Origin of the sequence: Moellerella wisconsensis, from assembly GCF_022592395.1 — a bacterium.
Classification (GTDB): domain Bacteria; phylum Pseudomonadota; class Gammaproteobacteria; order Enterobacterales; family Enterobacteriaceae; genus Moellerella; species Moellerella wisconsensis.
This window is the reverse complement of sequence record NZ_CP093242.1, coordinates 1,547,136-1,574,072: the sequence shown is the minus strand read 5'-3', so window position 1 is coordinate 1,574,072 and position 26,937 is coordinate 1,547,136. Positions and strand designations below refer to the sequence as shown.

General features: G+C 40.5%; 19 protein-coding genes, 2 tRNA genes and 1 other RNA gene. 11 read left to right on the top strand and 11 right to left on the bottom strand.

The window, feature by feature from the left end; translation table 11 throughout:
- Positions 1-137 precede the first annotated feature (137 nt).
- Positions 138-1,361 carry a purine nucleoside transporter PunC gene (punC, locus tag MNY66_RS07070; protein WP_241501774.1) on the top strand — a complete coding sequence of 408 codons (1,224 nt, stop codon included), beginning with the start codon at positions 138-140 and terminating at the stop codon, positions 1,359-1,361.
- A gap of 376 nt (positions 1,362-1,737) precedes the next feature.
- Positions 1,738-2,886, top strand: a complete 1,149-nt coding sequence (cfa, locus tag MNY66_RS07065; RefSeq protein ID WP_047255560.1) for a cyclopropane fatty acyl phospholipid synthase — start codon at positions 1,738-1,740, stop codon at positions 2,884-2,886.
- A gap of 148 nt (positions 2,887-3,034) precedes the next feature.
- Here the strand turns inward: cfa and MNY66_RS07060 are convergent, their stop codons facing one another.
- Positions 3,035-3,664: a riboflavin synthase gene (locus MNY66_RS07060; protein ID WP_047255559.1), complete on the bottom strand. Its 630-nt coding sequence runs from the start codon at positions 3,662-3,664 to the stop codon at positions 3,035-3,037.
- 204 nt (positions 3,665-3,868) lie between these two features.
- On the opposite strand from MNY66_RS07060, the gene MNY66_RS07055 reads away from it, so the two are divergent.
- From MNY66_RS07055 to MNY66_RS07035, 5 genes are all read left to right on the top strand, one after another.
- A complete protein-coding gene (locus tag MNY66_RS07055) occupies positions 3,869-5,242 on the top strand; it encodes an MATE family efflux transporter (protein WP_047255558.1) in 1,374 nt (457 codons plus the stop codon).
- Positions 5,243-5,416: 174 nt separating this feature from the next.
- Positions 5,417-5,493 (top strand) — tRNA-Val (locus tag MNY66_RS07050).
- 42 nt (positions 5,494-5,535) lie between these two features.
- Positions 5,536-5,612: transfer RNA gene (locus MNY66_RS07045), tRNA-Val, on the top strand.
- A gap of 651 nt (positions 5,613-6,263) precedes the next feature.
- On the top strand, positions 6,264-7,676 hold the full coding sequence (pykF, locus tag MNY66_RS07040) for a pyruvate kinase PykF (protein ID WP_047255557.1): 1,413 nt from the start codon (positions 6,264-6,266) through the stop codon (positions 7,674-7,676).
- Positions 7,677-8,087: 411 nt separating this feature from the next.
- Positions 8,088-8,324 carry a major outer membrane lipoprotein gene (locus tag MNY66_RS07035; protein WP_047255556.1) on the top strand — a complete coding sequence of 79 codons (237 nt, stop codon included), beginning with the start codon at positions 8,088-8,090 and terminating at the stop codon, positions 8,322-8,324.
- A 116-nt stretch (positions 8,325-8,440) separates the two neighbouring features.
- Here the strand turns inward: MNY66_RS07035 and MNY66_RS07030 are convergent, their stop codons facing one another.
- The 9 genes from MNY66_RS07030 to ydiJ form a co-directional block, all read right to left on the bottom strand.
- Positions 8,441-9,403 (bottom strand): L,D-transpeptidase family protein, encoded by a 963-nt coding sequence (locus tag MNY66_RS07030; protein ID WP_047255555.1) that lies wholly within the window; start codon positions 9,401-9,403, stop codon positions 8,441-8,443.
- Positions 9,404-9,870: 467 nt separating this feature from the next.
- Positions 9,871-10,290, bottom strand: a complete 420-nt coding sequence (sufE, locus tag MNY66_RS07025; protein ID WP_241501773.1) for a cysteine desulfuration protein SufE — start codon at positions 10,288-10,290, stop codon at positions 9,871-9,873.
- A 33-nt stretch (positions 10,291-10,323) separates the two neighbouring features.
- On the bottom strand, positions 10,324-11,586 hold the full coding sequence (gene sufS, locus MNY66_RS07020) for a cysteine desulfurase SufS (RefSeq protein ID WP_241501772.1): 1,263 nt from the start codon (positions 11,584-11,586) through the stop codon (positions 10,324-10,326).
- 2 nt (positions 11,587-11,588) lie between these two features.
- The gene (gene sufD, locus MNY66_RS07015) at positions 11,589-12,899 is read right to left on the bottom strand and encodes a Fe-S cluster assembly protein SufD (RefSeq protein WP_047255552.1); all 1,311 of its coding nucleotides are present in this window, start codon (positions 12,897-12,899) and stop codon (positions 11,589-11,591) included.
- Positions 12,874-13,620 carry a Fe-S cluster assembly ATPase SufC gene (gene sufC, locus MNY66_RS07010; RefSeq protein WP_047255551.1) on the bottom strand — a complete coding sequence of 249 codons (747 nt, stop codon included), beginning with the start codon at positions 13,618-13,620 and terminating at the stop codon, positions 12,874-12,876. Before sufC ends, sufD begins: the two co-directional genes overlap by 26 nt.
- 49 nt (positions 13,621-13,669) lie before the next feature.
- A complete protein-coding gene (gene sufB / locus MNY66_RS07005; protein ID WP_241501771.1) occupies positions 13,670-15,169 on the bottom strand; it encodes a Fe-S cluster assembly protein SufB in 1,500 nt (499 codons plus the stop codon).
- 13 nt (positions 15,170-15,182) lie between these two features.
- Positions 15,183-15,587 (bottom strand): Fe-S cluster assembly scaffold SufA, encoded by a 405-nt coding sequence (gene sufA / locus MNY66_RS07000; protein WP_047255549.1) that lies wholly within the window; start codon positions 15,585-15,587, stop codon positions 15,183-15,185.
- A gap of 499 nt (positions 15,588-16,086) precedes the next feature.
- Positions 16,087-16,503 (bottom strand): hotdog fold thioesterase, encoded by a 417-nt coding sequence (locus MNY66_RS06995; RefSeq protein ID WP_241501770.1) that lies wholly within the window; start codon positions 16,501-16,503, stop codon positions 16,087-16,089.
- Complete coding sequence (gene ydiJ / locus MNY66_RS06990; RefSeq protein WP_241501769.1) at positions 16,500-19,571, bottom strand: D-2-hydroxyglutarate dehydrogenase YdiJ; 3,072 nt, start codon at positions 19,569-19,571, stop codon at positions 16,500-16,502. The genes MNY66_RS06995 and ydiJ overlap by 4 nt, the downstream gene beginning before the upstream one ends.
- A gap of 565 nt (positions 19,572-20,136) precedes the next feature.
- Here ydiJ and ydiK point away from each other — a divergent pair.
- Together ydiK and rprA are read left to right on the top strand one after the other, a co-directional pair.
- On the top strand, positions 20,137-21,252 hold the full coding sequence (gene ydiK / locus MNY66_RS06985; protein ID WP_047255546.1) for an AI-2E family transporter YdiK: 1,116 nt from the start codon (positions 20,137-20,139) through the stop codon (positions 21,250-21,252).
- 243 nt (positions 21,253-21,495) lie between these two features.
- Positions 21,496-21,613: antisense sRNA RprA (gene rprA, locus MNY66_RS06980), an RNA gene on the top strand.
- Positions 21,614-22,246: 633 nt separating this feature from the next.
- Here rprA and ppsA read toward each other — a convergent pair.
- Positions 22,247-24,628, bottom strand: a complete 2,382-nt coding sequence (ppsA, locus tag MNY66_RS06975; RefSeq protein WP_047255545.1) for a phosphoenolpyruvate synthase — start codon at positions 24,626-24,628, stop codon at positions 22,247-22,249.
- A 235-nt stretch (positions 24,629-24,863) separates the two neighbouring features.
- Between ppsA and ppsR the strand changes: the two genes are divergently transcribed.
- Together ppsR and MNY66_RS06965 are read left to right on the top strand one after the other, a co-directional pair.
- Positions 24,864-25,727: a posphoenolpyruvate synthetase regulatory kinase/phosphorylase PpsR gene (ppsR, locus tag MNY66_RS06970; protein WP_047255544.1), complete on the top strand. Its 864-nt coding sequence runs from the start codon at positions 24,864-24,866 to the stop codon at positions 25,725-25,727.
- A gap of 123 nt (positions 25,728-25,850) precedes the next feature.
- Complete coding sequence (locus MNY66_RS06965; RefSeq protein ID WP_047255543.1) at positions 25,851-26,897, top strand: 3-deoxy-7-phosphoheptulonate synthase; 1,047 nt, start codon at positions 25,851-25,853, stop codon at positions 26,895-26,897.
- Positions 26,898-26,937 lie beyond the last annotated feature (40 nt).

Below are 26,937 nucleotides of genomic sequence, written 5' to 3'. Positions count from 1 at the left end.
TAAGTAATAAATATTTTAATTAGTCGATTGCTGATAGTGAGTCATAATAAGGTTGAGCTGTCAGTAAAATAAATTCAGCATCAGCCTCTCGATAGCTCATGGATATCATTCAATTTTTCATCTAAAAGATTAATAAAATGACACAGAACGCTGTAAAAAATTCTTCCGGATTTCTATTTTATCTCGCTGGGCTAAGTATGCTTGGCTACCTGGCTATTGATATGTATTTGCCCGCCTTTGGTGCGATGCAGATCTCATTAAATACCTCTGAAGGTGCAATTAGTGCATCACTAAGTATTTTTTTAGCCGGTTTTGCATTTGCCCAACTGCTATGGGGACCACTGTCAGATAAATTAGGTCGTAAACCAGTTTTAATCATCGGGTTATCGTTATTCACCTTAAGTTGCCTCGGTATGATCTGGGTAACTGATGCCACACAATTATTAGTCTTACGCTTCTTACAAGCCGTCGGCGTATGCTCGGCAGCCGTCTTATGGCAGGCTTTAGTGATTGACCGCTATGATTCAACCCAAACGCAAAAAGTATTTGCCACCATTATGCCTCTAGTCGCTTTATCTCCGGCATTAGCGCCATTATTAGGTGCTTGGGTATTAGTCCACGGTGAATGGGAATATATATTTTTAATCTTAATGTTCGTCACTCTACTGTTATTAATACCGACACTATTATTAAAAAATATTCGTCCACAAGCTTATAACCAAGAAACGCAAACCACAGAGCCAGAGCAAAAAGTGTCATTTTGGCAAATATTTAAATCTAAAACCTTTGGTGGAAACGTATTAATTTACGCCTCTTGCAGTGCTGGTTTCTTTGCTTGGCTCACCGGTTCTCCCTTTATTTTGCGCGATATGGGTTATAACCCTGCCGACATCGGCCTTAGCTATATTCCGCAGACTATCGCCTTTATTATTGGTGGATATGGTTGCCGTTTCTTATTAGCCAAAATAAAAAGTGAAACTTTATTTCCCCTACTGCTGATAGGCTATGCCATCAGTATGACGTTGTTATTCGTAATGTCGGTATATAGCTCACCGAACTTATTTGCGATTTTAATTCCATTCTGTTTTATGGCGGCAATGAATGGCGCATCTTATCCTATTGCTGTGGGTAACGCGTTGGGGGCATTCCCGAAAGCCAGCGGGAAAGCAGCTGCATTACAAAACTCACTGCAATTAGGTCTGTGTTTCTTTGCCAGCCTATTGGTTTCTGCTTTAGCTGAAAATCCACTTATCGCAACAACCGCTGTAATGGCTGGTACTATTATTCCAATGATTATTGGCTATATTATCCAATATAAAAAATCCACATCTAAAAATACAATTACTGCCACCGAGCAATAACCAAATAAGATTTAGGATTATTCTTAAATAAAAAGCCACTCATTAGAGTGGCTTTTTTAGCCATTGAGAAATTAACCTTCGGCTCATATACTTATGCCACTTCTTATTTTTACGAAGTGATTTTTGAGTGATCATCATAATAGGTGAATAATAACATCTAAATAATAACGTCTAATCTTGATCGGCCCCATTATCTCGCCTGATTAGATAATAATTGTCTAAATATTAGTCTGAAAGTATCTCGGTTTAATTTTTACCTCTACACAGATAGCAAAAGGTCGCCGAAATAACTCATATAACATCAATAAGTTATGTTACTCGACTTCCTTGGAATATTTAATCATCTCGAAATCCTTCGTGTTATGTTGGAGAGCATATGAGCACTGATGTAGAAAATCCAAAAACAAGCACCGATTCTTGGCAACGAATTGCCAGTGAATTATTAAATCAAGCCGGTATCGAAATTAACGGTACCCGCCCTTATGACATACAGGTGCATAATAATGAATTTTTCAAGCGCGTATTACAGCAAGGTTCATTAGGTTTGGGCGAAAGTTATATGGATGGCTGGTGGGATTGTGAGCGGCTAGATATGTTTTTCGATCGCGTATTACGCGCCAAATTAGATAAGAAACTGCCCAATAACTTAACCGATATAATGAAAATAGCCATGGCTCGGTTACGCAATTTACAAACCAAAAAACGTTCTTGGATGGTCGGCGAAGAACATTATGATTTAGGCAACGATTTATTTTCGCGGATGCTCGACCCTAATATGCAGTATTCATGCGGATACTGGAATAATGCAGATAATTTAGCCCAAGCACAAGAAAATAAACTCGACTTAATTTGCCGCAAATTAGCCTTAAAACCAGGGATGAGGTTATTGGATATTGGCTGTGGTTGGGGCGGACTATCAGCCTATGCAGCACGTCATTATCATGTTTCTGTCACTGGTGTCACTATTTCAAAAGAACAACAAAAGCTGGCACAACAACGCTGCCAAGGCTTAGATGTTAATATCCTGCTGCAAGATTATCGTGATCTCAATGATAAGTTTGATCGGGTAGTTTCCGTGGGGATGTTTGAACATGTCGGTCCCAAAAATTATGCCACTTATTTCGATGTCGTACGTCGTAACATCAAAAATGACGGTCTATTCTTATTGCATTCTATTGGGTCCAATGAACATAAAGTCAATGTCGATGCTTGGACCGGCAAATATATTTTCCCCAACGGTTGTTTGCCCTCCATTGAAAATATTGCCCATGCCAGTGAAGGTAAATTTATTATGGAAGATTGGCATAATTTTGGTGCAGATTATGATCGAACATTAATGGCGTGGTATGAGCGTTTTCTGAGTACATGGGAAGAAATAGAGCAAAATTATACTCCCCGCTTTAAACGCATGTTCAGTTATTATTTGAATGCTTGTGCCGGTGCCTTCCGAGCTCGCGATATTCAATTATGGCAAATATTATGGAGCCCTGAAGGTGTTTCCGGTGGGATCCGAGTCCCGCGTTAACTCATCCCGAGAGAATAATACATTGCCTCATTTATTTAATAAAAATAACTCTCTAGCTCATGCCTGAGAGTTATTTTTTATTCTATCATGACAAAAAAGCTTAATAGCTATTAACTCTTCTTAGTCATTTAAGAATTCAATTTGCCGATTATTCAACGGTATTGTACTGCTGTTGCTGTGCCAACACCCGTTCAACCGTTTCTACGATAGCTTGTGTCTGTGGATCAATTTCGATATTCACAGTATCACCCAAACGTTTAGCACCTAAAGTAGTTCTTTCTAAGGTTTCTGGGATCAAATGCACACAAAAACGATTATTGACTACTTCACCAACGGTCAAACTAATGCCATCAATAGCAATAAATCCTTTATGTAAGATATACTTCATCACGGTTTTATCGTGAACAGAAAACCAAATTTGATGATTATTTTCAGAGGTGAATATTTTTACTATCTCTGCCGTAGTGACAATATGTCCAGAAACTACATGACCACCAATTTCATCGCCGTATTTAGCTGCACGTTCAATATTAACCAATGAGCCTATTTTCAACTGTCCTAAATTAGTTAATCTCAATGTTTCTTTAATTAAATCAAAACTGATATTATCGCCATCAATTTTGCTGACAGTGAGGCAACAGCCGTTATGAGCAACGGAGGCTCCAGTTTCTAGGCCGGGAAGTAATTCAGGGGGTAATTTGATCACATGCGTACGAAAATTTGGTTTTTCTATAATATCAATGATCGGGGCTTTACCCTGCACAATGCCTGTAAACATCACTCTTCTCCATATTGAATCTGCATTGACACAGTTTACCTCACAAATAGTAGAGATCTAGCGTTTAAATGAACTATAAATCGTAATTATCTTTGTTGGCTTAAATTAACAAAGTATATAGAATGCAGCATTAGATTAACCGTTTGATTTATCATAAATCATCGTTATTTCATCATAATAAATTATTCAACAAAAGGTGTATGCGTGCAGAAATACTTTACCGAAGCGCGTAGTTTGCTCGCTCTAGGGATCCCTATTATTCTCGCTCAATTCTCGCAAACTGCGATGGGTGTCGTCGATACTGTGATGGCGGGAAGTGTCAGTGAAACAGATATGTCGGCAGTGGCAGTCGGAACATCTATCTGGCTACCAACAATTCTATTTGGCCACGGTCTGTTAATGGCATTAACGCCAGTAGTCGCTCAAATGAATGGCTCAGGTAGACGCAATCTGGTTGGAAATCAAATCCAACAAGGTTTATGGATGGCATTTCTTTTATCCATCATGGTGATCTTGGTCCTATATAACAGCAAATGGATTATCGGCAATATGCCACATATTGACCCTGAATTAGCTGATAAAGCAGTGCGCTTTTTGCACGCTATTATGTGGGGAGCTCCGGGATACTTATTTTATCAAGTATATCGCAGCCAATGTGAGGGATTATCCAAAACTAAACCTGGCATGGTGATCGGATTTTTAGGATTGTTAATAAATATCCCAATTAACTACATTTTTATCTACGGTCACTTTGGCGCGCCCGCACTTGGCGGCGTGGGCTGTGGTGTGGCGACTGCCTCCGTATTCTGGGCAATGTTTTTCTTTATGCGTTGGTATATTGAAAAAGCCCCTTCACAGCGTGATATCCGTGCCAGCAAAAAATTTGCAGCGCCCGATCCAGTCATGTTAAAACGTATCTTTATTTTAGGGCTGCCTATCGGTTTAGCATTATTTTTTGAAGTTACCCTATTTGCCATAGTGGCTCTGTTAGTCGCACCACTTGGCGTAGTTGCTGTGGCAGGGCATCAAGTGGCACTGAATTTCAGTTCATTGATGTTTATGTTCCCTATTTCATTAGGGATAGCAGCAACCATCCGTATTGGGTATAACTTAGGTCAGGATTCTACCGCTGCGGCAAAAGTATCATCATATACCAGCCTTGGTGTAGGATTAATTTTGGCATGTATGACTGCATTAGTTACTGTGACCTTACGTGAACCTATTGCTCTTATGTATAACAAAAATCCAGAAGTGGTTATTTTGGCCTCGCACCTGATGCTATTTGCCGCTATCTATCAACTGTCGGATTCAGTGCAAGTTATTGGGGCCGGTATCCTACGAGGCTATAAAGATACACGTTCAATTTTCTTTATTACCTTTATTGCCTATTGGATTTTAGGATTACCGAGTGGATATATTTTAGGTTTAACCGATATTATCGTGCCGCATATGGGGCCTGAAGGATTCTGGATTGGATTTATTATTGGTTTAAGTGCCGCCGCTATTATGATGGCATGGCGGATTTGGTGGATCCATCGTCAACCGGATGCATTGGTATTACAACGCTCTATGCGCTAAGCTATTTTCTTAAATGAACCACAATCGTGCATGATTTTTCAGCCACGATTGTGGTTTTTCAACCAGATAGCTGCAAATACGAGCAATCAAACAATAAAGTGCATTTTTCTTCTTGCCAGAATGACAACAGAACGTTAATATTCGTCCCCGTTGTCACCCAGACAATTTAACGATGCGTCCGTAGCTCAGTTGGTTAGAGCACCACCTTGACATGGTGGGGGTCGGTAGTTCGAGTCTACTCGGACGCACCATTTATTATCAGTCAGATGGTGACAATATAAAGATTTAACGATGCGTCCGTAGCTCAGTTGGTTAGAGCACCACCTTGACATGGTGGGGGTCGGTAGTTCGAGTCTACTCGGACGCACCATTTTATTTTTCAATATTTTTCTTATCCCATCCCCTTATTTATATTTCTGTTCATCATCAATTATTAAATATATTATTTACTTAGCTTAGCTTTACTAAAATCTTGTTTTACTAATCCAAAATTTTAAGCTTAATCACAAATAATTCTCTAGATGTCCATTCATCAATTCAATCATTAGCATAATAATCTTAAATCTCCTATAATATTTGGAATAACACTTTTGTGGCGTCAACTAGAGTGATTATCTCCATTAGATTATCTTAAAAAGATAATCATCTTGGTTTGCGCAACAAAATTTAATAACCAGTTACCTAAGCTCTTACTTATTGGCTGTTTTTTTGATAATAGACATTTTTTAAACTGATTTTTTAAATTTTGATTTAACTCACAGAAATTAATGTCTATAATGTTATTCCAGTAGCTGAAAGGTTTCATCAAAGAATAATCAGTAAGTTAGTGATAGTATTGCACGTGAATAACTAAGATTAATAATTTAACTATGTGATCTACATCACTAAAGCAACCCGTTAAAACACCGGCTGCCACCACCCCGTAAGTAGTGACTGTTGCGCAACAAGCCAAAATTTTACATTGCTACTAACGCAAGGTGTGCAGTATACAATTTTCCTTTTAACCTTTAGATAGACTGCCATGAAAAAAACTAAAATTGTTTGTACCATCGGTCCAAAAACCGAATCAGAAGAAAAACTGAACCAACTTCTTGATGCAGGCATGAATGTCATGCGTCTCAACTTTTCTCACGGTGACTATGAAGAACATGGTCAACGTATCAAAAATTTACGTGCTGTCTGCGCTAAAACAGGTAAACAAGCCGCTATCCTGCTCGATACTAAAGGCCCTGAAATCCGTACCATGAAACTGGAAGGCGGTAATGACGTTTCTCTGGTTGCTGGTCAAGATTTCACCTTCACTATCGATACTTCTGTTATCGGTAATAAAGATCGCGTTGCGGTAACTTATGAAGGTTTACCACGCGACCTAAAAGCTGGTGATACTGTACTGGTTGACGATGGTCTAATTGGTATGCGTGTTAAAAATGTCACTGCGACAGAAGTTGTTTGTGAAGTTTTGAACAGCGGTGATTTAGGCGAGAAAAAAGGCGTCAACTTACCTGGCGTTTCTATCGGCTTGCCCGCTTTAGCTGAAAAAGATAAAGAAGATTTAGTTTTCGGTTGTGAGCAAGGCGTTGATTTCGTTGCCGCTTCATTTATTCGTAAACGTTCTGATGTCGAAGAAATCCGTGCGCATTTAAAACAGCATGGTGGTGAGCATATCCAGATTATTTCTAAAATCGAAAACCAAGAAGGCCTGAATAACTTTGACGAGATCTTAGAAGCGTCAGACGGCATCATGGTCGCTCGTGGTGACTTAGGGGTTGAAATCCCTGTTGAAGAAGTTATCTTCGCACAAAAAATGATGATCAATAAATGTGTTGCTGCACGTAAAATCGTGATTACAGCAACTCAAATGTTAGATTCAATGATTAAAAACCCACGCCCTACTCGCGCAGAAGCGGGTGACGTAGCGAATGCTATCTTAGATGGTACTGATGCGGTCATGTTGTCGGGTGAAAGTGCGAAAGGGAAATACCCTATCGAAGCCGTTACAATCATGGCAACTATCTGTGAACGTACAGACCGCGTAATGCATACCCGTATTGATTGCCAAAAACCAGGTCAGAAACTACGTGTTACTGAAGCTGTCTGTCGTGGCGCTGTCGAAATGTCAGAAAAACTGGAAGTACCATTAATTGTTGTTGCTACCTTTGGCGGTAAGTCAGCAAAATCACTGCGTAAATACTTCCCAACAGCGCCTATTTTAGCGCTAACAACCAATGAAGAAACGGCTCGTCAACTATTATTAGTTAAAGGTGTCATTCCTCAAATGGTTGAAGGATTCTCTTCTACTGATGATTTCTATCGTATCGGTAAAGAAGCGGCTCTGAAAAGTGGTTTAGCTAAGTCAGGCGATGCTATCGTATTGATTTCAGGTGCATTAGTGCCAAGTGGAACCACAAATACTTCATCAGTTCATGTTCTATAATAGAATCTGTCTGAGATAGAGTCTGTTGAGCATCGTGCTAATCTAGACTCAATCAATCTAACCGCAGGGAAATTCACTCTGCGGTTTTTTTATACTTATTTATCTGCCTCATTCCAACTTAATTTTTCTGTGCTTATGTACTGTGAATTTTCCCTCTATAATGAATAAAACTCAGGTATTTTTCTGCTATCTTTTGATCATTAACTAATTTCTAGCTGATGAAATTAAAGTATTTCTAGCCAAAATGTAAATTTAGTACTAGCATAAGAAAGAGTAAGTATACGGTACCTGACGCTCAAATATTCTGCGAGTGAGAGGGTAACCAAAATGGGGTTGTTATTTCTATCTTTGTTACTCGGTCAAATACTTACGGCAATAGTTTGAGATAAACCAAATTTAGAGGGTAAAAAAATGATTCGTACTAAACTTCTACTGGGCTCTATTGTTCTAGCTTCAGCATTACTGGCGGGTTGTTCTAACAGCACTGAAGTGCAGAAACTCTCTTCAGATGTTCAAACACTGAATGGTAAAGTTGATCAATTAAGTAACGATGTTCAAACTCTACGTACTGACGTACAAGCAGCACAACAAGAAGCTACACGTGCTAACCAACGTTTAGACAACCAAGTTCGTACTTACAAAAAATAAATCGCCTATTTAAGGCTCATCATTTCATGGGCTAAAGATTATCGGTATGAGGATCCTATTGTAGGATCCTCATTTTTCATCTTAATATTATCAATAATATCAACTAACTGAGTCGATTAATACACCCATTCTGAGTGATAACTAGTCGTTCTACTCGCCTCAACAGCTTTATTAACTTTCACTGGCAATCCCGAACGTCTTTCTACCGCTTGTTGAACTAACTGTTGGTCTATCTGTTCATCTTCGAGAAAGGCTTTGAGTTCATCGGAATAATCAATTGGCATCGTCTGTGGGTCATCAGAATCCGTTTTTGATAACGGCTGATGTACCTCAATAAAATAGCTGCCATCCGGCTCTTTGGAGAATTTTATTGGCTGATCGATGACTTGAACCCGAGTGCCTTTAGGTACGGTATTGAATAACGCTTCAATATCGTCAGGTCGTAAACGAATACACCCCGAACTCACACGCAGGCCAATACCAAAATCAGCGTTAGTGCCGTGAATTAAATATTCGCCATGCCCATAAGATAACCGTAGTGCATATAATCCCATCGGGTTTTCAGGCCCAGCAGGCACCACCGCCGGTAAAGTAATACCTTGAGCCGCATAATTTTTGCGAATATTTTCTGTCGGTGTCCAAGTCGGATCTTTAATTAATTGGCTTACTGAAGTAACCATTTCTGGCGTATCTCGCCCTAACTGCCCTATCCCGATAGGATAAACAATCACTTCGTTACTGCCGGCAGGATAATAATACAGACGCAATTCAGCCAGATTAATCACTATGCCTTCTTTTTCCGTAGGCGGTAGCAACATTTGGCTAGGAATAATTAATTGTTTGCCCGCCTGTGGTAAATAGGGATCGGTTCCGGGATTTGCTTCCAGCATCGCTAACAAACCAATTTGATATTGGCTGGCTATCGCTTCTAAAGGTCGTCCATCGTTAGGAACTGTATAATATTCATTCTCACCAATTAATCGCGCGGTTGTTTCTGGCAATAGATAATTTTTCGCTTCCGCCGTCGGTAGTATGCTGCTAAAAACTAATAATCCGGCAATGGCTAATATTCGTTTCATACTTACTCCAGAGAAAATCAGTAATACAATCAATATGGCTAGAGCGTATTTACAGTAAACCAGCCTTTAGGTGTAACTTTATCCAACCTTGATTTAATAGTATTTCTATATCGCGCTGTATTTTACTGACATGCGATGAATAAATCGAGACAGTCATCATAAAGCGCTTGCTCAAGGGGGTGAATTAAAGACTAAAGATAAAGTTGTGCTAAGTATTCGATAAGCTTAGCTATATAAACCAAATATAAACTATAACCTAAACTATACTTAACTATGGATGAGAGGCAATAGACTCATGGCAATTATTACTTGGTAGCAACAGTAATCCAGAATATGAATGGATCTAAAAAATATGGCTTGGCTAAAAAATTTAGTAGCATAAAAAACTAACGCCAGCCTCAGCCAGCGTTAGTTCATAGATTAGCTAATTAATGATTTATATGATTAATCAACTTATTAGTTCTTGATTAGCGGCGTAATAACTCAGCTCGTTGTAATATCGTTCTGATCATCGCATTCAACCCTTGCGTCCGTGAAGGAGTAAGATGTTGTTCCAATGATAGTTGATGAAAAAACGATTTTACATCAGTCGCAAGGATCTGCTCAGCAGTTTTACCTTGAAATAGAATAATCACTAAAGCGACTAAGCCTTTAACAATCGAAGCATCGCTGTCACCTGCAAATAGGATCTGTCCATCTGCTTGCGGCTCCATAGCAATCCAAACTTGGCTTTGACACCCAGCAATCAGATTATCTTGGGTACGTTGCTGCTCCGTCAATGGTGCTAATGCGCCACCCAGCTCAATCATATACAGATAGCGCTCTTCCCAGTTATGACAACGTGAGAAGTTCCGTAACAGTTTGTTTTCATCTGGTAAAGCGGCCATCACAACATCCTTTAATCAATTTAATTATACTTGTTATCCTAACAATTTTTTAATCCGCTGTAATCCGTTCACCAGCGAATCAATCTCTTCCTTGGTTGTATAAAGTGCAACTGATGCACGACACATCGCCGGTACTGCATAGTGCTCCATCAATGGTAAAGCACAGTGATGCCCGGTACGAATAGCAATCCCGTATTGATCGAGGAAAGAGCCAACATCGTAGGCATGGTGATGACCTAAATTAAAAGCAATTACGCCCTCTCGTGTTGAGGGGCCGTAAAGTTGTAAGCCGTCAACTTCTGCCAGTCGTTGGTTTGCATAGGCCATCATTTCTGCTTCATAAGCAAAAATATTGTCCAAACCAAGTTGATTTAAATAATCAAATGCTGCACCTAAGCCAATGATGCCACTAATATTTGGTGTACCGGCCTCAAACCGCCAAGGGACACCAGCATAAGTAATTCCGTGGGTTAAACTAACTTCAGCTATCATCGCTCCACCGCCTTCCCAAGGGGGAAGTTGCTCTAACAGCGCTTTTTTGCCGTACAAGATGCCAATACCGGTCGGACCATATAATTTATGCCCTGAAAAAACATAAAAATCACAATCGAGCGTCTGCACATCAACAATTTGATGAGTGATCCCTTGAGCACCATCCACCAATACCGCTAAATTACCACCACATTGCTGGGAAATTTCACGCGCTTGCTGAATAAGCGACTGTACGGGATTTAAGGTTCCCAATACATTAGAGATATGTGTAAAACTCAATAAACGGGTACGACTATCGATTAGCGTAGCTAAATCGGTTAATACTAGCTCACCCTCGGTATTAACTGGGATCACTCTAATTTCAAAGTTCAGTGTTTCAGCTAACATAAACCATGGCACGATATTAGCGTGGTGCTCCATACCCGTGATCACGATATTATCGCCCGGCTGAATAAATTTTCGCCCGAAACTATTAGCAATTAAATTAATCGCTTCCGTCGTTCCTTTAACAAACACAATCTCTTCTGCTGAAGCCGCATGAATAAAATCCGCAGCCTGCTGACGAACGCGTTCCATACGTGCCGTCGCTTCGGCGCTTAATGTATGGATCCCACGGTGTACCGCAGCATAATGATGAAGTGTGAATTGGCTTTCTTGCTCCACCACTTGACGTGGTTTTTGAGCACTGGCAGCGCTATCAAGATAAACTAATGGATGCCCATTAATTTCTTGTGCTAAGACCGGAAAATCCTGTCTTATTTGAGCCATGTGATCAGCTAAAGTCTGTTTAACCGGCAATGACATACTTAAACCTCCGCCAAGCGCTTACGGATCTGAGTCATTAAGGTCTCTTTAATTACCTCGTTTTCTACCTGTTCAGTCAATTCCGCAGCAAAAGCAATAATAATCATATGCTTCGCTGCTTTTTCACTAATACCCCGCGAGCGCAGATAAAATAGCTGTTCATTATCAATACGCCCAATTGTCGCACCATGCCCACATTTCACATCGTCAGCATAAATCTCGAGTTGCGGTTTAGTATCTACTTCGGATTTCGCACCTAACAATAGATTATTGTTAGTCATTTGGCCGTCGGTTTTTAACGCCGCAGGTGCTACTTTAATCATGCCATTAAACACCGCTTTGCTATTATCCATCGCAATTACTTTATGCAATTGTCGACTTTGGCAATAGCCTTGATTATGCTCAAGATATGTCCGAGTATCTGCAATTTGATTATTTCTTGGCAGCAGTAAACTATTTAAACTCACGTCAGCATTTTCACCCTCTAACCGCACGCTCGTATGGTGGCGGGATAATAATCCACTGAGTAAAAAGGCGCTGCTGTGTACTTGGCTATCGCGACCGACCAAAATATCATTATGCGCAAAATGCTGACCGAGTGCATTTTCAAAATTTAATTTTAAATGCTGAAAACGGGCATTATCGCCGACTTCTGCGCTCAAACGTCCGCCGGTCAAGTGGACACTATCTTCATTCACACTGGCAAAATGTTCAATCACTTCTGCCGCACTATTGGCACCTAATTTAAAATGATAACGGTAGTGACTCGTCATCACGCTAGACATATCTTCCGCGCCGTGAGAAATATTAAGCACATAAAATGGTTTTGCGGCTATTTTATTCGCCGGCAAATTAATCAATAACGGCTGTTCAGCGAGACTTTCGGTGAGATGTAAAAAAACCTCACCTTTGATTGCCTCAGGTAACTCATCTTTATTATCTAATAAAGACACTTGGAATTCGCCAAAATCGGTTGAGCTCAGCGCTGGAATAAAATGCCCATCAACCAAAACAATCCGATAAGCGTCAATCGGCAAGGCTAAGGCTTCACACTGTGCCTCATCAACAGGCTGACCACTTGGCTGATATTGAGCCTTTAGCACGGATGCCAGCGGCGTATAATGCCAATCTTCATCACGGTATGCAGGGAAACCTATTGCTTGTACTTTTTCCCAATGCGCAGCTGCGTGCTGGGATAACTCGCGATGGCGCAATTTAAATACCTGAGCAAAACTCTGTAACGCCTGTTGATTTAATTCATCAAGCTGCTGGCGTTTCTCTGCTTTTTCACTGTTGGTCAATAAGCCAGCCATATCCTTGCTCCTCCAGTTTCTTAGCTAAACTGAAATCTCCAGATTTGATAATTTTTCCTTGATACAGCACATGTACAAAGTCTGGTTTGACATAATCGAGAATACGCTGGTAATGGGTAACGATAATAAATGACCGATTAGAGTCACGTAGCGCATTAACACCATTGGAGACAATTTTTAGAGCATCAATATCCAGCCCAGAATCAGTCTCATCGAGAATACATAATTGTGGCTCTAACGCTGACATCTGTAAGATATCATTACGTTTTTTCTCACCGCCGGAGAAACCAACATTCACTGAGCGCGTCAGCAAATCTTGAGGCATTTTTAATAACTCAATTTTGTCCTCAATAAAATCTTGAAAATCAAAACGATCTAATGGCTCTTGTTGACGATATTCACGAACCGCATTTACTGCCGTTTGTAAAAAGAATTGATTACTTACACCAGGAATTTCAACTGGGTATTGAAACGCCAGAAAAATCCCTTCGCCAGCGCGAGCTTCAGGGTCTAATTCCAGTAAGTTTTTACCGTTAAACTGAACTTCACCGCTATCGACCTGATACTCTTCACGGCCAGCTAATGTCGCAGATAAAGTACTTTTACCCGATCCATTAGGACCCATAATGGCATGAATTTCACCGGGTTTTACTTCTAACGACAATCCCTTGAGGATCTCATTACCTTCAATACTCACATGCAAATTTTTAACGCTTAACATATCAACATGCCTTCGAACGATATAACGCTCTTAAGAAAATAAATTTCAATCAGCCGACGCTATGCTCAAGGCTGATTGCCAATAATTTTTGTGCTTCCACTGCAAATTCTAATGGCAACTCGGAGAAAACATCTTTACAAAAGCCATTGACGATCATTGAGATAGCATCATCTTCGCTGATACCGCGCTGTAAGCAATAGAACAGCTGATCTTCACCAATACGCGAAGTCGTCGCTTCGTGCTCTAGCTGGGCACTGTTATTTTTAACTTCAACATACGGAAACGTATGTGCACCACATTCGGTACCAATCAACATGGAATCGCACTGAGTGAAATTACGTGCATTCTCTGCACTTGGGAGAATCTTAACTAATCCACGATAGCTATTCTGGCTTTTACCCGCAGAAATTCCCTTCGAGATAATCGTTGACTTGGTATTTTTGCCAATATGGATCATCTTAGTGCCGGTATCTGCTTGCTGGTTACCATTGGTCAATGCTACAGAAAAGAATTCGCCAACCGAATTATCCCCTTTGAGAATAACACTGGGGTATTTCCACGTAATCGCCGAGCCAGTTTCAGACTGAGTCCACGACATTTTAGCATTTTCACCTTCACACAATGCTCGTTTAGTCACGAAGTTAAGGATCCCGCCAGTATCACTATCACCACCCGAGAACCAGTTCTGTACGGTAGAATATTTAACTTCAGCATCTTTATGAATGATCACTTCAACTACTGCCGCATGCAGCTGATAACTATCGCGAACAGGTGCAGAGCATCCTTCGATATAGCTGACATAACTGCCTTCATCTGCAATCAAGATAGTTCGTTCAAATTGTCCAGTTTTAGCCGCATTAATACGAAAATAAGTTGATAATTCCATCGGGCAACGTACACCTTTAGGAATATAAACAAAGGTACCGTCTGAGGCGACTGCTGCATTTAATGCCGCAAAAAAGTTATCGTGACTGGAAACTACCGATCCTAAATATTTTTTTACTAATTCAGGATATTGATGAATTGCTTCACCAAAAGAACAGAAGATCACACCATGTTCCGCTAACTCTTCACGATAAGTTGTTGAAACTGATACTGAATCAAAAATAGCATCCACAGCAACAGCTTTACCTTCACGCACCGGAACACCGAGCTGATTAAAGGCATCTTCAACTTCTGCGGTCAGATAATTGGTGTTCGCCTCTGCGCCCGTACTTTGAGTCGCCCCCTCTTGTGAACTGCAATTATCGTCGCATGAACCACAAGACGGCGCGGAATAATAACTGTAATCTTGATAATCAAGCGATGGATAGTTAGCCTTCAACCAGTGAGGCTCTTCCATATCTTTCCAATGATTATAAGCATCCAGACGGAATTGCAGCATCCAATCCGGTTCATTTCGTTTAGCTGAAATGGCACGAATAACGTCTTCATTTAGACCTTTAGCCATTTCATCTGTGGCTAGTTCAGTAAAAAATCCTTCTTTATAGCGACTGTCGCTCAGCCAGCTTTGAACTTCATCGCCAATTTCTACATTGCTCTGAGACATAATCTGACTTCACTTATACGCCAAAGCTTTCACCACACCCGCAGGCATGTTGGGCTTTAGGGTTATTAAATTTAAACATTTGATTAAGTCCTTCACGAACATAATCAACCACAGTACCATCAATAAACGGCATGGCTTTTTTAGACACAAATAAAAATGCGCCTTGTTGCTCAAACACTAAATATTGATCTGTTGGGTTATCAATCATTTCAAACACATAACCAAACCCGGCGCAGCCTGACTGTTTAACCCCTAGTGAGAGCCCTTTGCTCTTCGGGTTTTGCTGCATCAGTTTACGGATTTGTGCAGCGGCGCTTTCGGTCAGGCTTACGCCTTGCCAGTTAGTTTCATCAAGTGAGAATGTTTCTACGCCCTGCTCTGCGTGCTTATCCCCACTATTTTGTAAGCTCTGAGTCATTTTTGACCTCACTAATCCTATGGTTTTTCAGCCAGTTGCCTATTATTATACCCAATAACTCCATGGTAGCGATAACCGTTATCACTTCAACCATTTGTTTTGAGAGGATATACCTATTTAAGACCATTTTTTAAACAATTAGCGATGAAATTATCTATTTCCTTTGGATGGATATTGTATATCTAAATGAATTAAAAGGATTTATTTTTTATGTTTTTTTCTTTATTCTCGCTGAACTAAATTTAAAAAAAGGCATTAATTAATAAACTGGTATTTATTATACCACTTAATGAAATCAGCGATAAAAAAAGATAATCACAAAATAAATGGGGGTATTAAAGGAGATATTAAACATACAGTGAGGGGATGATGTTGAAGATGATGATGATGTTGAAAATATAGTGCAAATATAGCTTTGCACAGGCTCCCTGTCCGTAAGTCGCACTTAGATACTCACAAAACAGGGAGTTAAATTATGATAACAGCATAAAAATCTGAATTAATCAGATAATACTGCGGTAGTTAAGCGTGAAATACAACATAACCGTTGTTTATCATCAAAAATCTCAATCGACCAAACTTGCTGACGCCGTCCCAAATGGATTGGTTTGGCGACACCGGTAACACAGCCCGAACGGACAGAACATAAATGATTCGCATTAATTTCTAACCCAACCACTTTTTGCTCCCCTTCAGTGCATAAATAACCGCCCATAGAACCTAATGACTCAGCTAAAACCACCGATGCTCCACCATGCAATAAACCAAACGGCTGTTTGGTTCGTTGATCCACGGGCATTCTGGCTTCAATAAAATCATCACCATAAGCGGTAATCGTGATCCCCAAAGTTCCCAGCATGCAGCTTGATGCCATAGTATTAAGTTGTTCTAAAGTAAACTCGCGACGCCAGATCATGCGAGCACCTCTAACAGTGCTTGTAGCGGATGTTTCATTTCAATTCCCTCTATGCGTTTCACTTGGCTGCGACAAGAATAGCCGGTACTTAAACAACGTGCGGGCGGTAATTTCTCTATTGCTGGCTGCCAAGATAGCGCGTATATCCCTTTTGAATATGCTAAATTAGCCGTTTCATGACCGTAAGTTCCTGCCATGCCACAACATCCTACACTAATATTGGCTAATGATTGTCCATATCGGCGGAAAATATTTTCCCACTGTTTACTGCTATTCGGCAATGCGGTTGTTTCGGTACAATGACCAAATAAGTACCATGGCGATTGATTATTGTTCGATGTTTGATGGCTAGAATCAATCTGTGGCGCAGGTAAACTATCTAGCCATTCGTGGGCTAATAACACCGTAAATTGACACTGTTGGCTCCCTAATATTTCACGATATTCATCACGATAACAAAGTACTAATGCTGGATCGACACCGACCATCGGCAATTGTAAACGCGCAACACGATTAAGAAAATCAGCCGTTTTATGTGCGGTTTTAGCAAATTTAGCTAAAAAACCTTTAATATGCTGAGCCTTACCATTTGGTGAGAATGGTAATAATACCGGCTGATAACCCAATTTTTCAATTAAACGGACAAAATCTGCCACCACTTTAGCATCGTAGTAGCTGGTAAATGGGTCTTGTACCACCAGCACATAAGATTGGCGTTGCTGCTCGTTCATTTGCTCTAATTGTTCTAATGTCACCCGTGAAGCCGTGTGCCCAGATAACTGCTGTTTTAGTGAAGGTTGAGAAAACAGCGGTAAATCAACCATACCAATCGTGCGCTCACTGATTTTTTGAACCCATGGCTGTTTTAAAAAGAAATTAAATACTGCGGGCGCTTTCGCCATTAATGGCGCGGTTACCTCAACATTTGCCACAATATGATCACGAGCAGGACGTAAATATCGCCCATGATAGAGCGCCAAAAATTTAGCCCTAAATGAAGGTACATCTATTTTAATCGGGCACTGAGTTGAACACGCTTTGCAGGCTAAACACCCTGACATTGCCTGTTTTACTTCATGAGAAAAATCATATTCTCCGTGACGAGCACGCCAACTATTGCGGGTTTTATCCAACAACCCTTTTAGTGATGGACGCGATATATTAAAGCCATTTTCTAGCAATTGTGGTGTCACCCCTTGTTCAGTCAATAAACGTAACCATTCTCTGACCAAGGTTGCTCGCCCTTTAGGCGAATGTATACGCTGCTGTGAGATTTTCATTGAGGGGCACATCGGGCTTTTCGCATCGTAGTTAAAACATAGCCCGTTACCGTTGCAGTCCATTGCGCCACGGAATGACTGCCGTACAGATATCGGAATAGTTCTATCGTAAGTTCCGCGTTTAGTTGCATCCACTCGCATCATTGGCGCATCTAACCCCGCAGGCGGGCATATTTTGCCTGGATTTAATCGATTAAGCGGATCAAATGCAGCTTTAATTTGGCGTAATTCACCATATAAAATTTCACCAAAGAATTCAGGACTATATTCAGCGCGGAAACCTTTACCGTGCTCGCCCCACAGTAATCCACCATATTTGGCAGTTAACTTAACAATTTGATCAGAAATTTGTTTCATCAATATTTCTTGCTGGGGATCGCACATATCTAATGCCGGACGCACATGTAATACCCCGGCATCAACATGACCAAACATTCCGTAATCTAATTGATAACCATCTAATAATGCGCGAAATTCAGCAATATAATCAGCTAAATGTTCTGGAGGAACACAGGTATCTTCAACAAAAGGAATAGGTTTCGCCGCCCCTTTTGCATTGCCCAATAAGCCAACCGCTTTTTTACGCATTCCATAAATACGGTTAATATCAGCCAAATCATGGCAAGTCTGATAACCGATAACCCCAGCTTGATTGTCTGCCATCAACGCATCTAACTGTTGGCATAACGCGTTCATCTGCGCGTCAACTTGTTGCTCATCGTCACCACTAAATTCGACAATATTCAATCCAAGCAACTGTTTATTAGGCACATCAAGGATCAGTTCATTCACCGAATGCCAGACAATATCTTCACGAGCAAGATTCAGCACTTTAGAATCAACCGTTTCTACCGATAATGCTTGAGCTGTCACCATGAACGGCGCATTACGCAGCGCAGAATCAAAGGAATCATATTTCACATTAACCAAACGGCGCGCTTTGGGGATGGGGGTAATATTCAGTTTAGCTTCAGTAATAAAAGCTAATGAACCTTCTGAACCGGTTAAAATACGCGTCAAATCAAATTGACTCATATCTTCGTTAAAGACATGACGCAAATCATAACCGGTCAAAAAACGATTTAGTTTAGGGAATTTTTTGAGAATAAGCTCTCGCTGTTGGCGGCAGCGATTTAGCACGGTGTGATAAATACGCCCCACGACTGAATCTTCCGAGGCAATCGATTCCGCGATAGCAACTGACATAGCCCGGGTTTCTAACATTACCCCCCCCAGCAGCACAGCCTTCACCCCTAAAACATGATCAGAAGTCTTACCGTACACTAATGATCCCTGCCCTGAAGCATCGGTATTAATCATGCCGCCAAGTGTCGCTCGGTTACTGGTGGATAATTCTGGTGAGAAAAAATAGCCGAACGGTTTCAAATATTCATTCAGCTGATCTTTAATCACTCCCGCTTCAACTTTTACCCAACCTTGCTGGAGGTTAATATCTAAAATACGTTTCATATAACGCGACATATCAACCACAATACCCTCGGTTAAGGACTGGCCATTAGTACCAGTTCCACCACCGCGCGGAGTAAACGTTAGTGCAGAAAATTGTTCGCTACCTGCCACTCGGGTTAATAGCTGTACATCAGCGGTCGAGCGAGGAAAAATAATGGCTTGAGGAAGTAATTGATAGATGCTGTTATCTGTCGCCATAGTAAGCCGTTCAGAATAACGGGTTTCTACATCGCCAGTAAATCCTGCGGCTTCTAACTGTATTAAATAATTTTTAGTTAGTTCGCTTAAGTGAGGTGCTTCTGATATACGAGGGATCATTATTTAGGATGACTCTTGTTAATTAGTGTTAGCATTGCTCGTTAGGACAATATTTTTTCAGCACAATATTTTATTTTCAGTCCAATATTATTAGGTACACTATTATTGGATAGCCTAGCGTCAGATATCATACCGACAATTGTTCAACCGCTGGTCATTCGGCTAATGCATAATGACGAAGAATTATCCTACGGTATCACTCGTGGCTATCAATTATTCAGGAACCACAAACAGCTCATTGACCGATAATCTTAAATCAGAACGCTATAAATTTAGCTTGAGGAAAGTTAATTTGATTAACGTCATCGGATTAACGCCCTTCAAAAACCGAACATTCTGATATTTATTTACTGTGCGCTGTTTAATCATCTCCCATAATTTTAGCTTCGGGAGCTAAAATAACGTTATACGTTGAAATCATGGTGGCTGAATGTCAGGCTTATACTGTCTATACAGCACCATATCATAATAATGTGATTTTTTAAGTGGGAATTAGAATTACATTATTTTTGCCTAGAAAAAACACTTACTGGCAGTATTTTTATTGTTAAAGGATCTCTATTTGATGGAAAAATCTCAGCAACGAACAGATTTACCCAAGATTGTCTTTGGTCTACTGGCACTTTTATTGCTCACAGTAGCCTGTATTTGGGTGTTGAATCCGTTTATTTTGGGCTTTGTTTGGGCCGGTATGGTGGTAATTGCAACATGGCCACTGCTGGAAAAAATCGAAGCACGTGTCGGCCATAAACGCTGGTTGGCGGCGAGTATAATGACTCTATTAATCTTGCTTCTGTTTGTTATCCCGTTTGCTATTTTAATTGGCAGCATTGTACAAAATAGCGGTCCGTTATTTGAACTGGCCAAATCTCCGGGCAATATCACGCTGCCAGATTTAGATTGGCTGCAAAGTATTCCTATGGTGGGAAGTAAACTGTATTACACCTGGCATAGCCTGATTGCCAGCGGAGGTAATGCGATTTTAGCCAAACTGCAACCTTATATTGGACAAACGGCTGGCTGGTTTTTAACTCAAGCCGTCAATGTTGGTCGATTTATGTTCCACTTAGCCATCATGTTGCTGTTTAGTGCGTTGTTATATATGAAAGGTGAAAGTGTCATGCTAGGCATTCGTCACTTCGCGACGCGCCTAGCCGGTATTCGTGGTGATGCAGCGGTAGTGCTGGCGGCTCAATCTATCCGCGCCGTTGCCTTGGGCGTAGTAGTTACAGCCTTAGTACAAGCTGTCGTGGGGGGAATTGGTCTCGCGGTTTCCGGTATTCCTTATGCTGCTATCTTTACCATTATTCTATTTGTTTGCTGTGTTGCTCAGTTAGGGCCTCTGTTAGTAATGGTCCCTTCTGTGATCTGGTTATTTTGGACCGGTGATACCACTTGGGCAATTATCTTGGCGGTATGGAGTGCCGTTGTAGCGACTATGGATGGAGTATTAAGGCCGTGGTTAATTAAAATGGGCGCTGATTTACCCATGGTATTAATTCTAATTGGGGTTATTGGCGGAATATTATCTTTTGGAATGATAGGTCTGTTTATTGGCCCGGTTGTTTTAGCCGTCTCTTATAGTTTGCTAAGAGCTTGGATGAATGAAGTGGCTGAACCTTCAAATGATTTAAGTGAAACAGAAAGGTTTTTAGAACAAGAATTTAAAATGAAGAAATAAATACAGATAAAAAAGAATAAGAGTATAAATTTACTCTTATTCTTTTCATCGTAAAACGGGTAAATACGAAATATTTAGAAACATGATTTAACATTAGGTTATTATTTACTGTTATTTTTAATCAAAATAATATTTTAAAACATTATTTTTTCTTTTAGTTACAATAACTAAGGATTTCATTGAGAAAAATCTTAGTGCTATTTATATTAACTTATACTATGATACAAAAATCGAATACGTAATGTGTTTATAAATTTAAGATAGGGTCGGTAATATAATCTAAAATTTTAGATACTATCTACTAAAAAAGAATTGCTGTGTGTAGTCTTTGCCTGTCAGCCCATGATAGGCTTTTTTTTTATTTATTTTTCTTATATTAAAAACCTCAAGGTATTATATCTCTTCGTAATAAAAAATAAATAGCCGTAATCTCATTCAATATATTGAATAAGTAATAATAATATTTTAATTGCTTACAGCTTGATTAACTGATTATTTATAAAATAATAAACTCAATTATAATTTAAAAATATACTCTAATTATTAATTAGTTAGCCTTTATTAATCGAGCATCATATCGCCATGCTAATGCTAACTTAAGTTAACTTTTTAGTGACTATTTATTCAATTTTTTCAATATTCAATTAGCTGAAACGATTATTTTAGCCACGTTATTGATTCATCTACCAGTTATTTATCCTAAGACTAAACCAATCATATCCATTATTCTCCCGTTCTAAATTACAGTTATCGATTTAGCTTAGATTATCATTTGACTTAATGACTTAATGACTTAATGACTTAATGACTTAAATATAGTTTAAATCTCTTGAATTAAACCTAAATTTAATCACAAGAGCCTAAGGTTCAGCGCCTACATATGAAAAAAGCTCAGCAAACAAGATTTGCTGAGCCAAATATTTATTCATCACATTTAAGCGGGTTTATTGACCAAATATTGATGGATTAATCATTAAATCATCAATAGACACTATCAGTGCTGATTTTCTGCCAGTAATAGCCAAGTTTGAACCACCGTATCTGGATTTAATGACAAGCTATCAATCCCCTCATCCATCAACCATTGGGCAAAATCTTGATGATCTGAAGGACCTTGACCACAAATACCGACGTATTTACCTTGACGTTTAGCCGCACTAATTGCCATCGACAATAAGGCTTTAACTGCTTCATTACGCTCATCAAATAGCTCAGAAACAACGCCAGAATCCCTGTCTAGGCCTAAGGTTAACTGGGTCATATCATTCGAGCCAATAGAGAATCCATCAAAGTGAGCTAAGAATTGATCCGCTAATAAGGCATTGGATGGGATTTCACACATCATGATCAGCTTTAAGCCATTTTCGCCACGTTTCAGACCGTGTTTTGCCAACTCAGCAACTACAGCTTCAGCTTGAGCCACGGTACGTACAAACGGGATCATCACTTCTACGTTAGTCAGATCCATCTCATTACGTACCCGCTTAACCGCTTCACATTCCAGCGCAAAACAATCGCGGAAGCTATCAGACACATAACGCCCCGCGCCACGGAAACCAAGCATTGGGTTCTCTTCTTCTGGCTCATAAATATCGCCACCAACCAAATTTGCGTATTCGTTTGATTTAAAATCAGATAAACGAACAATCACCCGTTTTGGCCAGAACGCCGCCGCCAAGGTTGAAATCCCTTCGGTCAATTTGCTGATATAAAACTCAACAGGATCACTATACCCCGCCATCATGCTGCGGATTTCCGCTTGCAACTGTGGCGATTGTTGGTCAAATTCTAGCAATGCACGCGGATGCACACCAATCATGCGGTTAATAATAAATTCCAAACGTGCTAAACCGACGCCTTCATTTGGCAAGCAAGCGAAATCAAATGCACGGTCAGGGTTACCAACGTTCATCATGATTTTTAACGCTAAATCCGGCATGGTATCAACTTGTGAGCTGTGAATATCAAAATCTAGTTTCTCAGCATAGACAAACCCTGTATCACCTTCAGAGCATGAGACAGTCACTTCTTGACCTTCATGCAGACGCTCGGTTGCATCACCACAACCGACAACCGCGGGGATACCTAATTCACGGGCGATAATCGCCGCATGACAAGTTCTTCCTCCACGATTTGTCACAATGGCCGCGGCTTTTTTCATAATGGGTTCCCAATCAGGATCAGTCATGTCTGTCACCAAGACATCTCCCGGTTGGATCCTATCCATCTCTTTCAAATTATGGATAACTTTTACAGCTCCAGCACCAATACGATGACCAATCGCACGCCCTTCTACTAACACATTACTCTGTTCTTTTAGCTGGTAGCGCTCCATTACTTGTTGATTAGAGCGAACGGTTTCAGGACGGGCTTGTACAATATACAACCGCCCCGTTTCACCGTCCTTCGCCCATTCAATATCCATAGGACGGCCATAGTGTTGTTCGATTAACAACGCTTGACGAGCCAACTCTTCGACTTCGTGATCTTCCAGAGAAAAACGCTGCGATAACGCATCAGGGGTATCTTCAATTCTAACTTGTTGTCCATGGTCTAGGCTTTCTGCGTACACCATTTGTAATTTTTTAGAGCCTAAATTACGACGAACAATCGCAGGACGACCTTTTAACAACGTTGGTTTATGAACATAAAATTCATCAGGATTAACCGCCCCCTGAACGACCATTTCGCCGAGACCATAAGCCGAAGTGATAAAGACCACTTGATCGAAGCCCGATTCGGTATCAATAGTAAACATCACCCCAGAGGAGGCTAAATCAGAACGTACCATACGTTGAATACCCGCGGATAATGCGATCCCCCGATGGTCATATCCTTGGTGTACACGATAAGAAATAGCGCGATCATTAAATAGCGATGCAAAGACATGTTTAATAGCCACCATGACCGCGTCAATACCCCGAACATTTAAAAATGTTTCCTGCTGCCCAGCAAAGGACGCATCAGGCATATCTTCTGCGGTGGCTGAAGAACGAACTGCAAATGATGCCCCCACTGCACCTTCGGCAAGTTGTTCATAAGCGGAACGAATATCTTTCTCTAACTGAGGTGTAAACGGCGTATCAATTACCCATTGGCGGATCTGCGTACCTGCGGTGGCCAGCTGATTAACATCATCAACATCGACCTGATCCAACAGTTGGTAAATACGCTGATTAACTCCGCTCTGCTCTAGAAAATCATTGAATGCTTGTGATGTTGTCGCAAATCCATTCGGCACAGACACACCGAGCTCGGATAAATTAGTGATCATTTCCCCGAGGGAGGCATTCTTGCCTCCAACGCGGTCAACATCGTTCATTCCTAATTGGTTATACCAAAGTACATTAGACGGAGTGCTGCCATTATTGGACATTGAATGCGATCCTTTTAAACAATCTAGTGACAAAGTACAAATCGTTAAAATCCCATTGGCGATATATCGCCGCGTGAAATAGACTAGCACATACTTTTCATCGAGATAGACAGGTGAATCGTTCCACTTATAAGAATATTTTTTTAAATTAAATAAAATATCGGTAGATTATTAATTTTGTTTATAAAACCCTACTAATTTTGAATATTTATCTATATAACTCAAAGGTCACAATATGACTCCCCTGACAAATAGCGTAATTAATGAAACTAATAATACCCAAAGAACTGTTTTTTTCATTTCAGATGGCACAGCAATTACTGCAGAAATTTTAGGACATGCGGTTCTTTCTCAATTTCCACTAACATTTGTTTCTTATACGTTGCCATTTGTCACCACAGAACAACGCGCTGAAGAAATAAAACAAAAAATAGACAGTATTTATCAAAGCACACACACTCGACCGTTAGTTTTTTATTCAATTATCTCACCTTCAGTGCGCAAAATAATTACCCAAAGCACCGGTTTTTGCCAAGATATCGTACAAACCTTAGTCGCGCCGATTCAAAAAGAAGTGGGTTTAGAGCCTGAGCCGATATTAAATCGTACCCATGGATTATCACGCCAAAATTTAAATCAATATGATGCCCGTATAGCGGCAATTGAATATACCTTAGCGCATGATGATGGTGTTTCTTTACGTAATTTAGATCAGGCGCAAGTCATTTTAATCGGTGTTTCACGCTGCGGAAAAACGCCCACCAGCCTGTATTTAGCCATGCAATTTGGTATTCAAGCGGCTAACTATCCCTTTACAGCAGATGATATGGATAATTTGCAATTACCGGTAGATTTAAAACCGCATATTCATAAACTATTTGGTTTAACCATTAGCCCAGAAAGATTAGCTGCAATCCGTGAAGAACGCCGTGAAAATAGTCGCTATGCATCATTACGCCAATGTCGAATTGAAATCGCAGAAGTCGAAGCTTTATTTAGAAAGAATAAAATCAACTATTTAAATACAACTAATTATTCGGTTGAAGAAATTTCGGCCAAAGTGATTGATATTATGGGGCTACAGCGTCGTATGTTTTAAATTCCTATTTTGCATAAAATCTGTAATAACCTATCGCTAGCGGTTGAATTTGACGTGTTTTCGTTTATTGTGATCTCTATCACTAATGCAGCATGGCCTTTGGAAACATATTGAGAAAGTAAGATGCATAAAACTGATGAACTACGAACCCAGAGAGTTGCGAGCCTGATCACTCCGCAAACACTGGCTGATGAATACCCGATTTCCTTGGCTGTCGCTGAAAATGTGACAATGTCACGCAAACGTATCGAAGCTATTTTATCCGGTGATGACTCTCGCCTACTAGTAATAGTTGGTCCTTGTTCGATCCATGATATTGATGCAGCGTTAGAATATGCACAAAAACTCACGGTATTACGTGAAAAATATCACCATCGACTCGAAATCGTCATGCGCACCTACTTTGAAAAACCTCGCACGGTGGTTGGCTGGAAAGGCTTAATTTCTGATCCTAATCTGGATAACTCTTGCCAAGTAAATAAAGGTATTCGCCTAGCAAGAAAATTATTAATCGATGTGAATCAATTAGGCATTCCGACTGCCACTGAATTTCTCGATATGGTCACAGGCCAATATATTGCTGACCTCATTAGCTGGGGAGCTATTGGCGCACGCACGACAGAAAGCCAAATTCACCGAGAAATGGCCTCTGCGCTCTCTTGCCCTGTGGGCTTTAAAAATGGAACCGATGGCAATACGCGCATTGCGATTGATGCAATCCGTGCTGCACGTGCCGGGCATATGTTTTTGTCCCCGGATAAGACCGGACAAATGACCATTTATCAAACCCAAGGAAACCCGTACGGACATATCATTATGCGCGGCGGAAAGCGGCCTAATTACTCAGCCGGTGATATTGCCGATGCCTGTGATAAATTGCGCGAATTCGATTTACCAGAACATTTGGTTGTCGATTTTAGTCACGGTAATTGCCAGAAAATCCATCGACGACAATTAGATGTTGCCCGTGATATTGCCCAGCAAATCAAAGATGGCTCAAGTGCAATCGCCGGCGTTATGGCTGAAAGTTTTCTGCTGGAAGGCACACAAAAAATGATCGCCGGCCAACCATTGACTTATGGCCAATCGATTACCGACCCTTGCCTTAGCTGGCAAGATACTGAGCTGTTATTGGCATTATTAGCCGAGGCAGTCGACAGTCGTTTTTAAAATGCCTACCTTCCCCGCTACGGTACCGTTGACAGCCATA

Excerpts from the sequence above, each read along its gene's own strand:
- punC (WP_241501774.1), top strand. The coding sequence starts at position 138 with ATGACACAGAACGCTGTAAAAAATTCTTCCGGATTTCTATTTTATCTC.
- cfa (WP_047255560.1), top strand. The coding sequence starts at position 1,738 with ATGAGCACTGATGTAGAAAATCCAAAAACAAGCACCGATTCTTGGCAA.
- MNY66_RS07060 (WP_047255559.1), bottom strand. The coding sequence starts at position 3,664 with ATGTTTACAGGCATTGTGCAGGGTAAAGCCCCGATCATTGATATTATA.
- pykF (WP_047255557.1), top strand. The coding sequence starts at position 6,264 with ATGAAAAAAACTAAAATTGTTTGTACCATCGGTCCAAAAACCGAATCA.
- MNY66_RS07035 (WP_047255556.1), top strand. The coding sequence starts at position 8,088 with ATGATTCGTACTAAACTTCTACTGGGCTCTATTGTTCTAGCTTCAGCA.
- MNY66_RS07030 (WP_047255555.1), bottom strand. The coding sequence starts at position 9,403 with ATGAAACGAATATTAGCCATTGCCGGATTATTAGTTTTTAGCAGCATA.
- sufE (WP_241501773.1), bottom strand. The coding sequence starts at position 10,290 with ATGGCCGCTTTACCAGATGAAAACAAACTGTTACGGAACTTCTCACGT.
- sufS (WP_241501772.1), bottom strand. The coding sequence starts at position 11,586 with ATGTCATTGCCGGTTAAACAGACTTTAGCTGATCACATGGCTCAAATA.
- sufD (WP_047255552.1), bottom strand. The coding sequence starts at position 12,899 with ATGGCTGGCTTATTGACCAACAGTGAAAAAGCAGAGAAACGCCAGCAG.
- sufC (WP_047255551.1), bottom strand. The coding sequence starts at position 13,620 with ATGTTAAGCGTTAAAAATTTGCATGTGAGTATTGAAGGTAATGAGATC.
- sufB (WP_241501771.1), bottom strand. The coding sequence starts at position 15,169 with ATGTCTCAGAGCAATGTAGAAATTGGCGATGAAGTTCAAAGCTGGCTG.
- sufA (WP_047255549.1), bottom strand. The coding sequence starts at position 15,587 with ATGACTCAGAGCTTACAAAATAGTGGGGATAAGCACGCAGAGCAGGGC.
- MNY66_RS06995 (WP_241501770.1), bottom strand. The coding sequence starts at position 16,503 with ATGATCTGGCGTCGCGAGTTTACTTTAGAACAACTTAATACTATGGCA.
- ydiJ (WP_241501769.1), bottom strand. The coding sequence starts at position 19,571 with ATGATCCCTCGTATATCAGAAGCACCTCACTTAAGCGAACTAACTAAA.
- ydiK (WP_047255546.1), top strand. The coding sequence starts at position 20,137 with ATGGAAAAATCTCAGCAACGAACAGATTTACCCAAGATTGTCTTTGGT.
- ppsA (WP_047255545.1), bottom strand. The coding sequence starts at position 24,628 with ATGTCCAATAATGGCAGCACTCCGTCTAATGTACTTTGGTATAACCAA.
- ppsR (WP_047255544.1), top strand. The coding sequence starts at position 24,864 with ATGACTCCCCTGACAAATAGCGTAATTAATGAAACTAATAATACCCAA.
- MNY66_RS06965 (WP_047255543.1), top strand. The coding sequence starts at position 25,851 with ATGCATAAAACTGATGAACTACGAACCCAGAGAGTTGCGAGCCTGATC.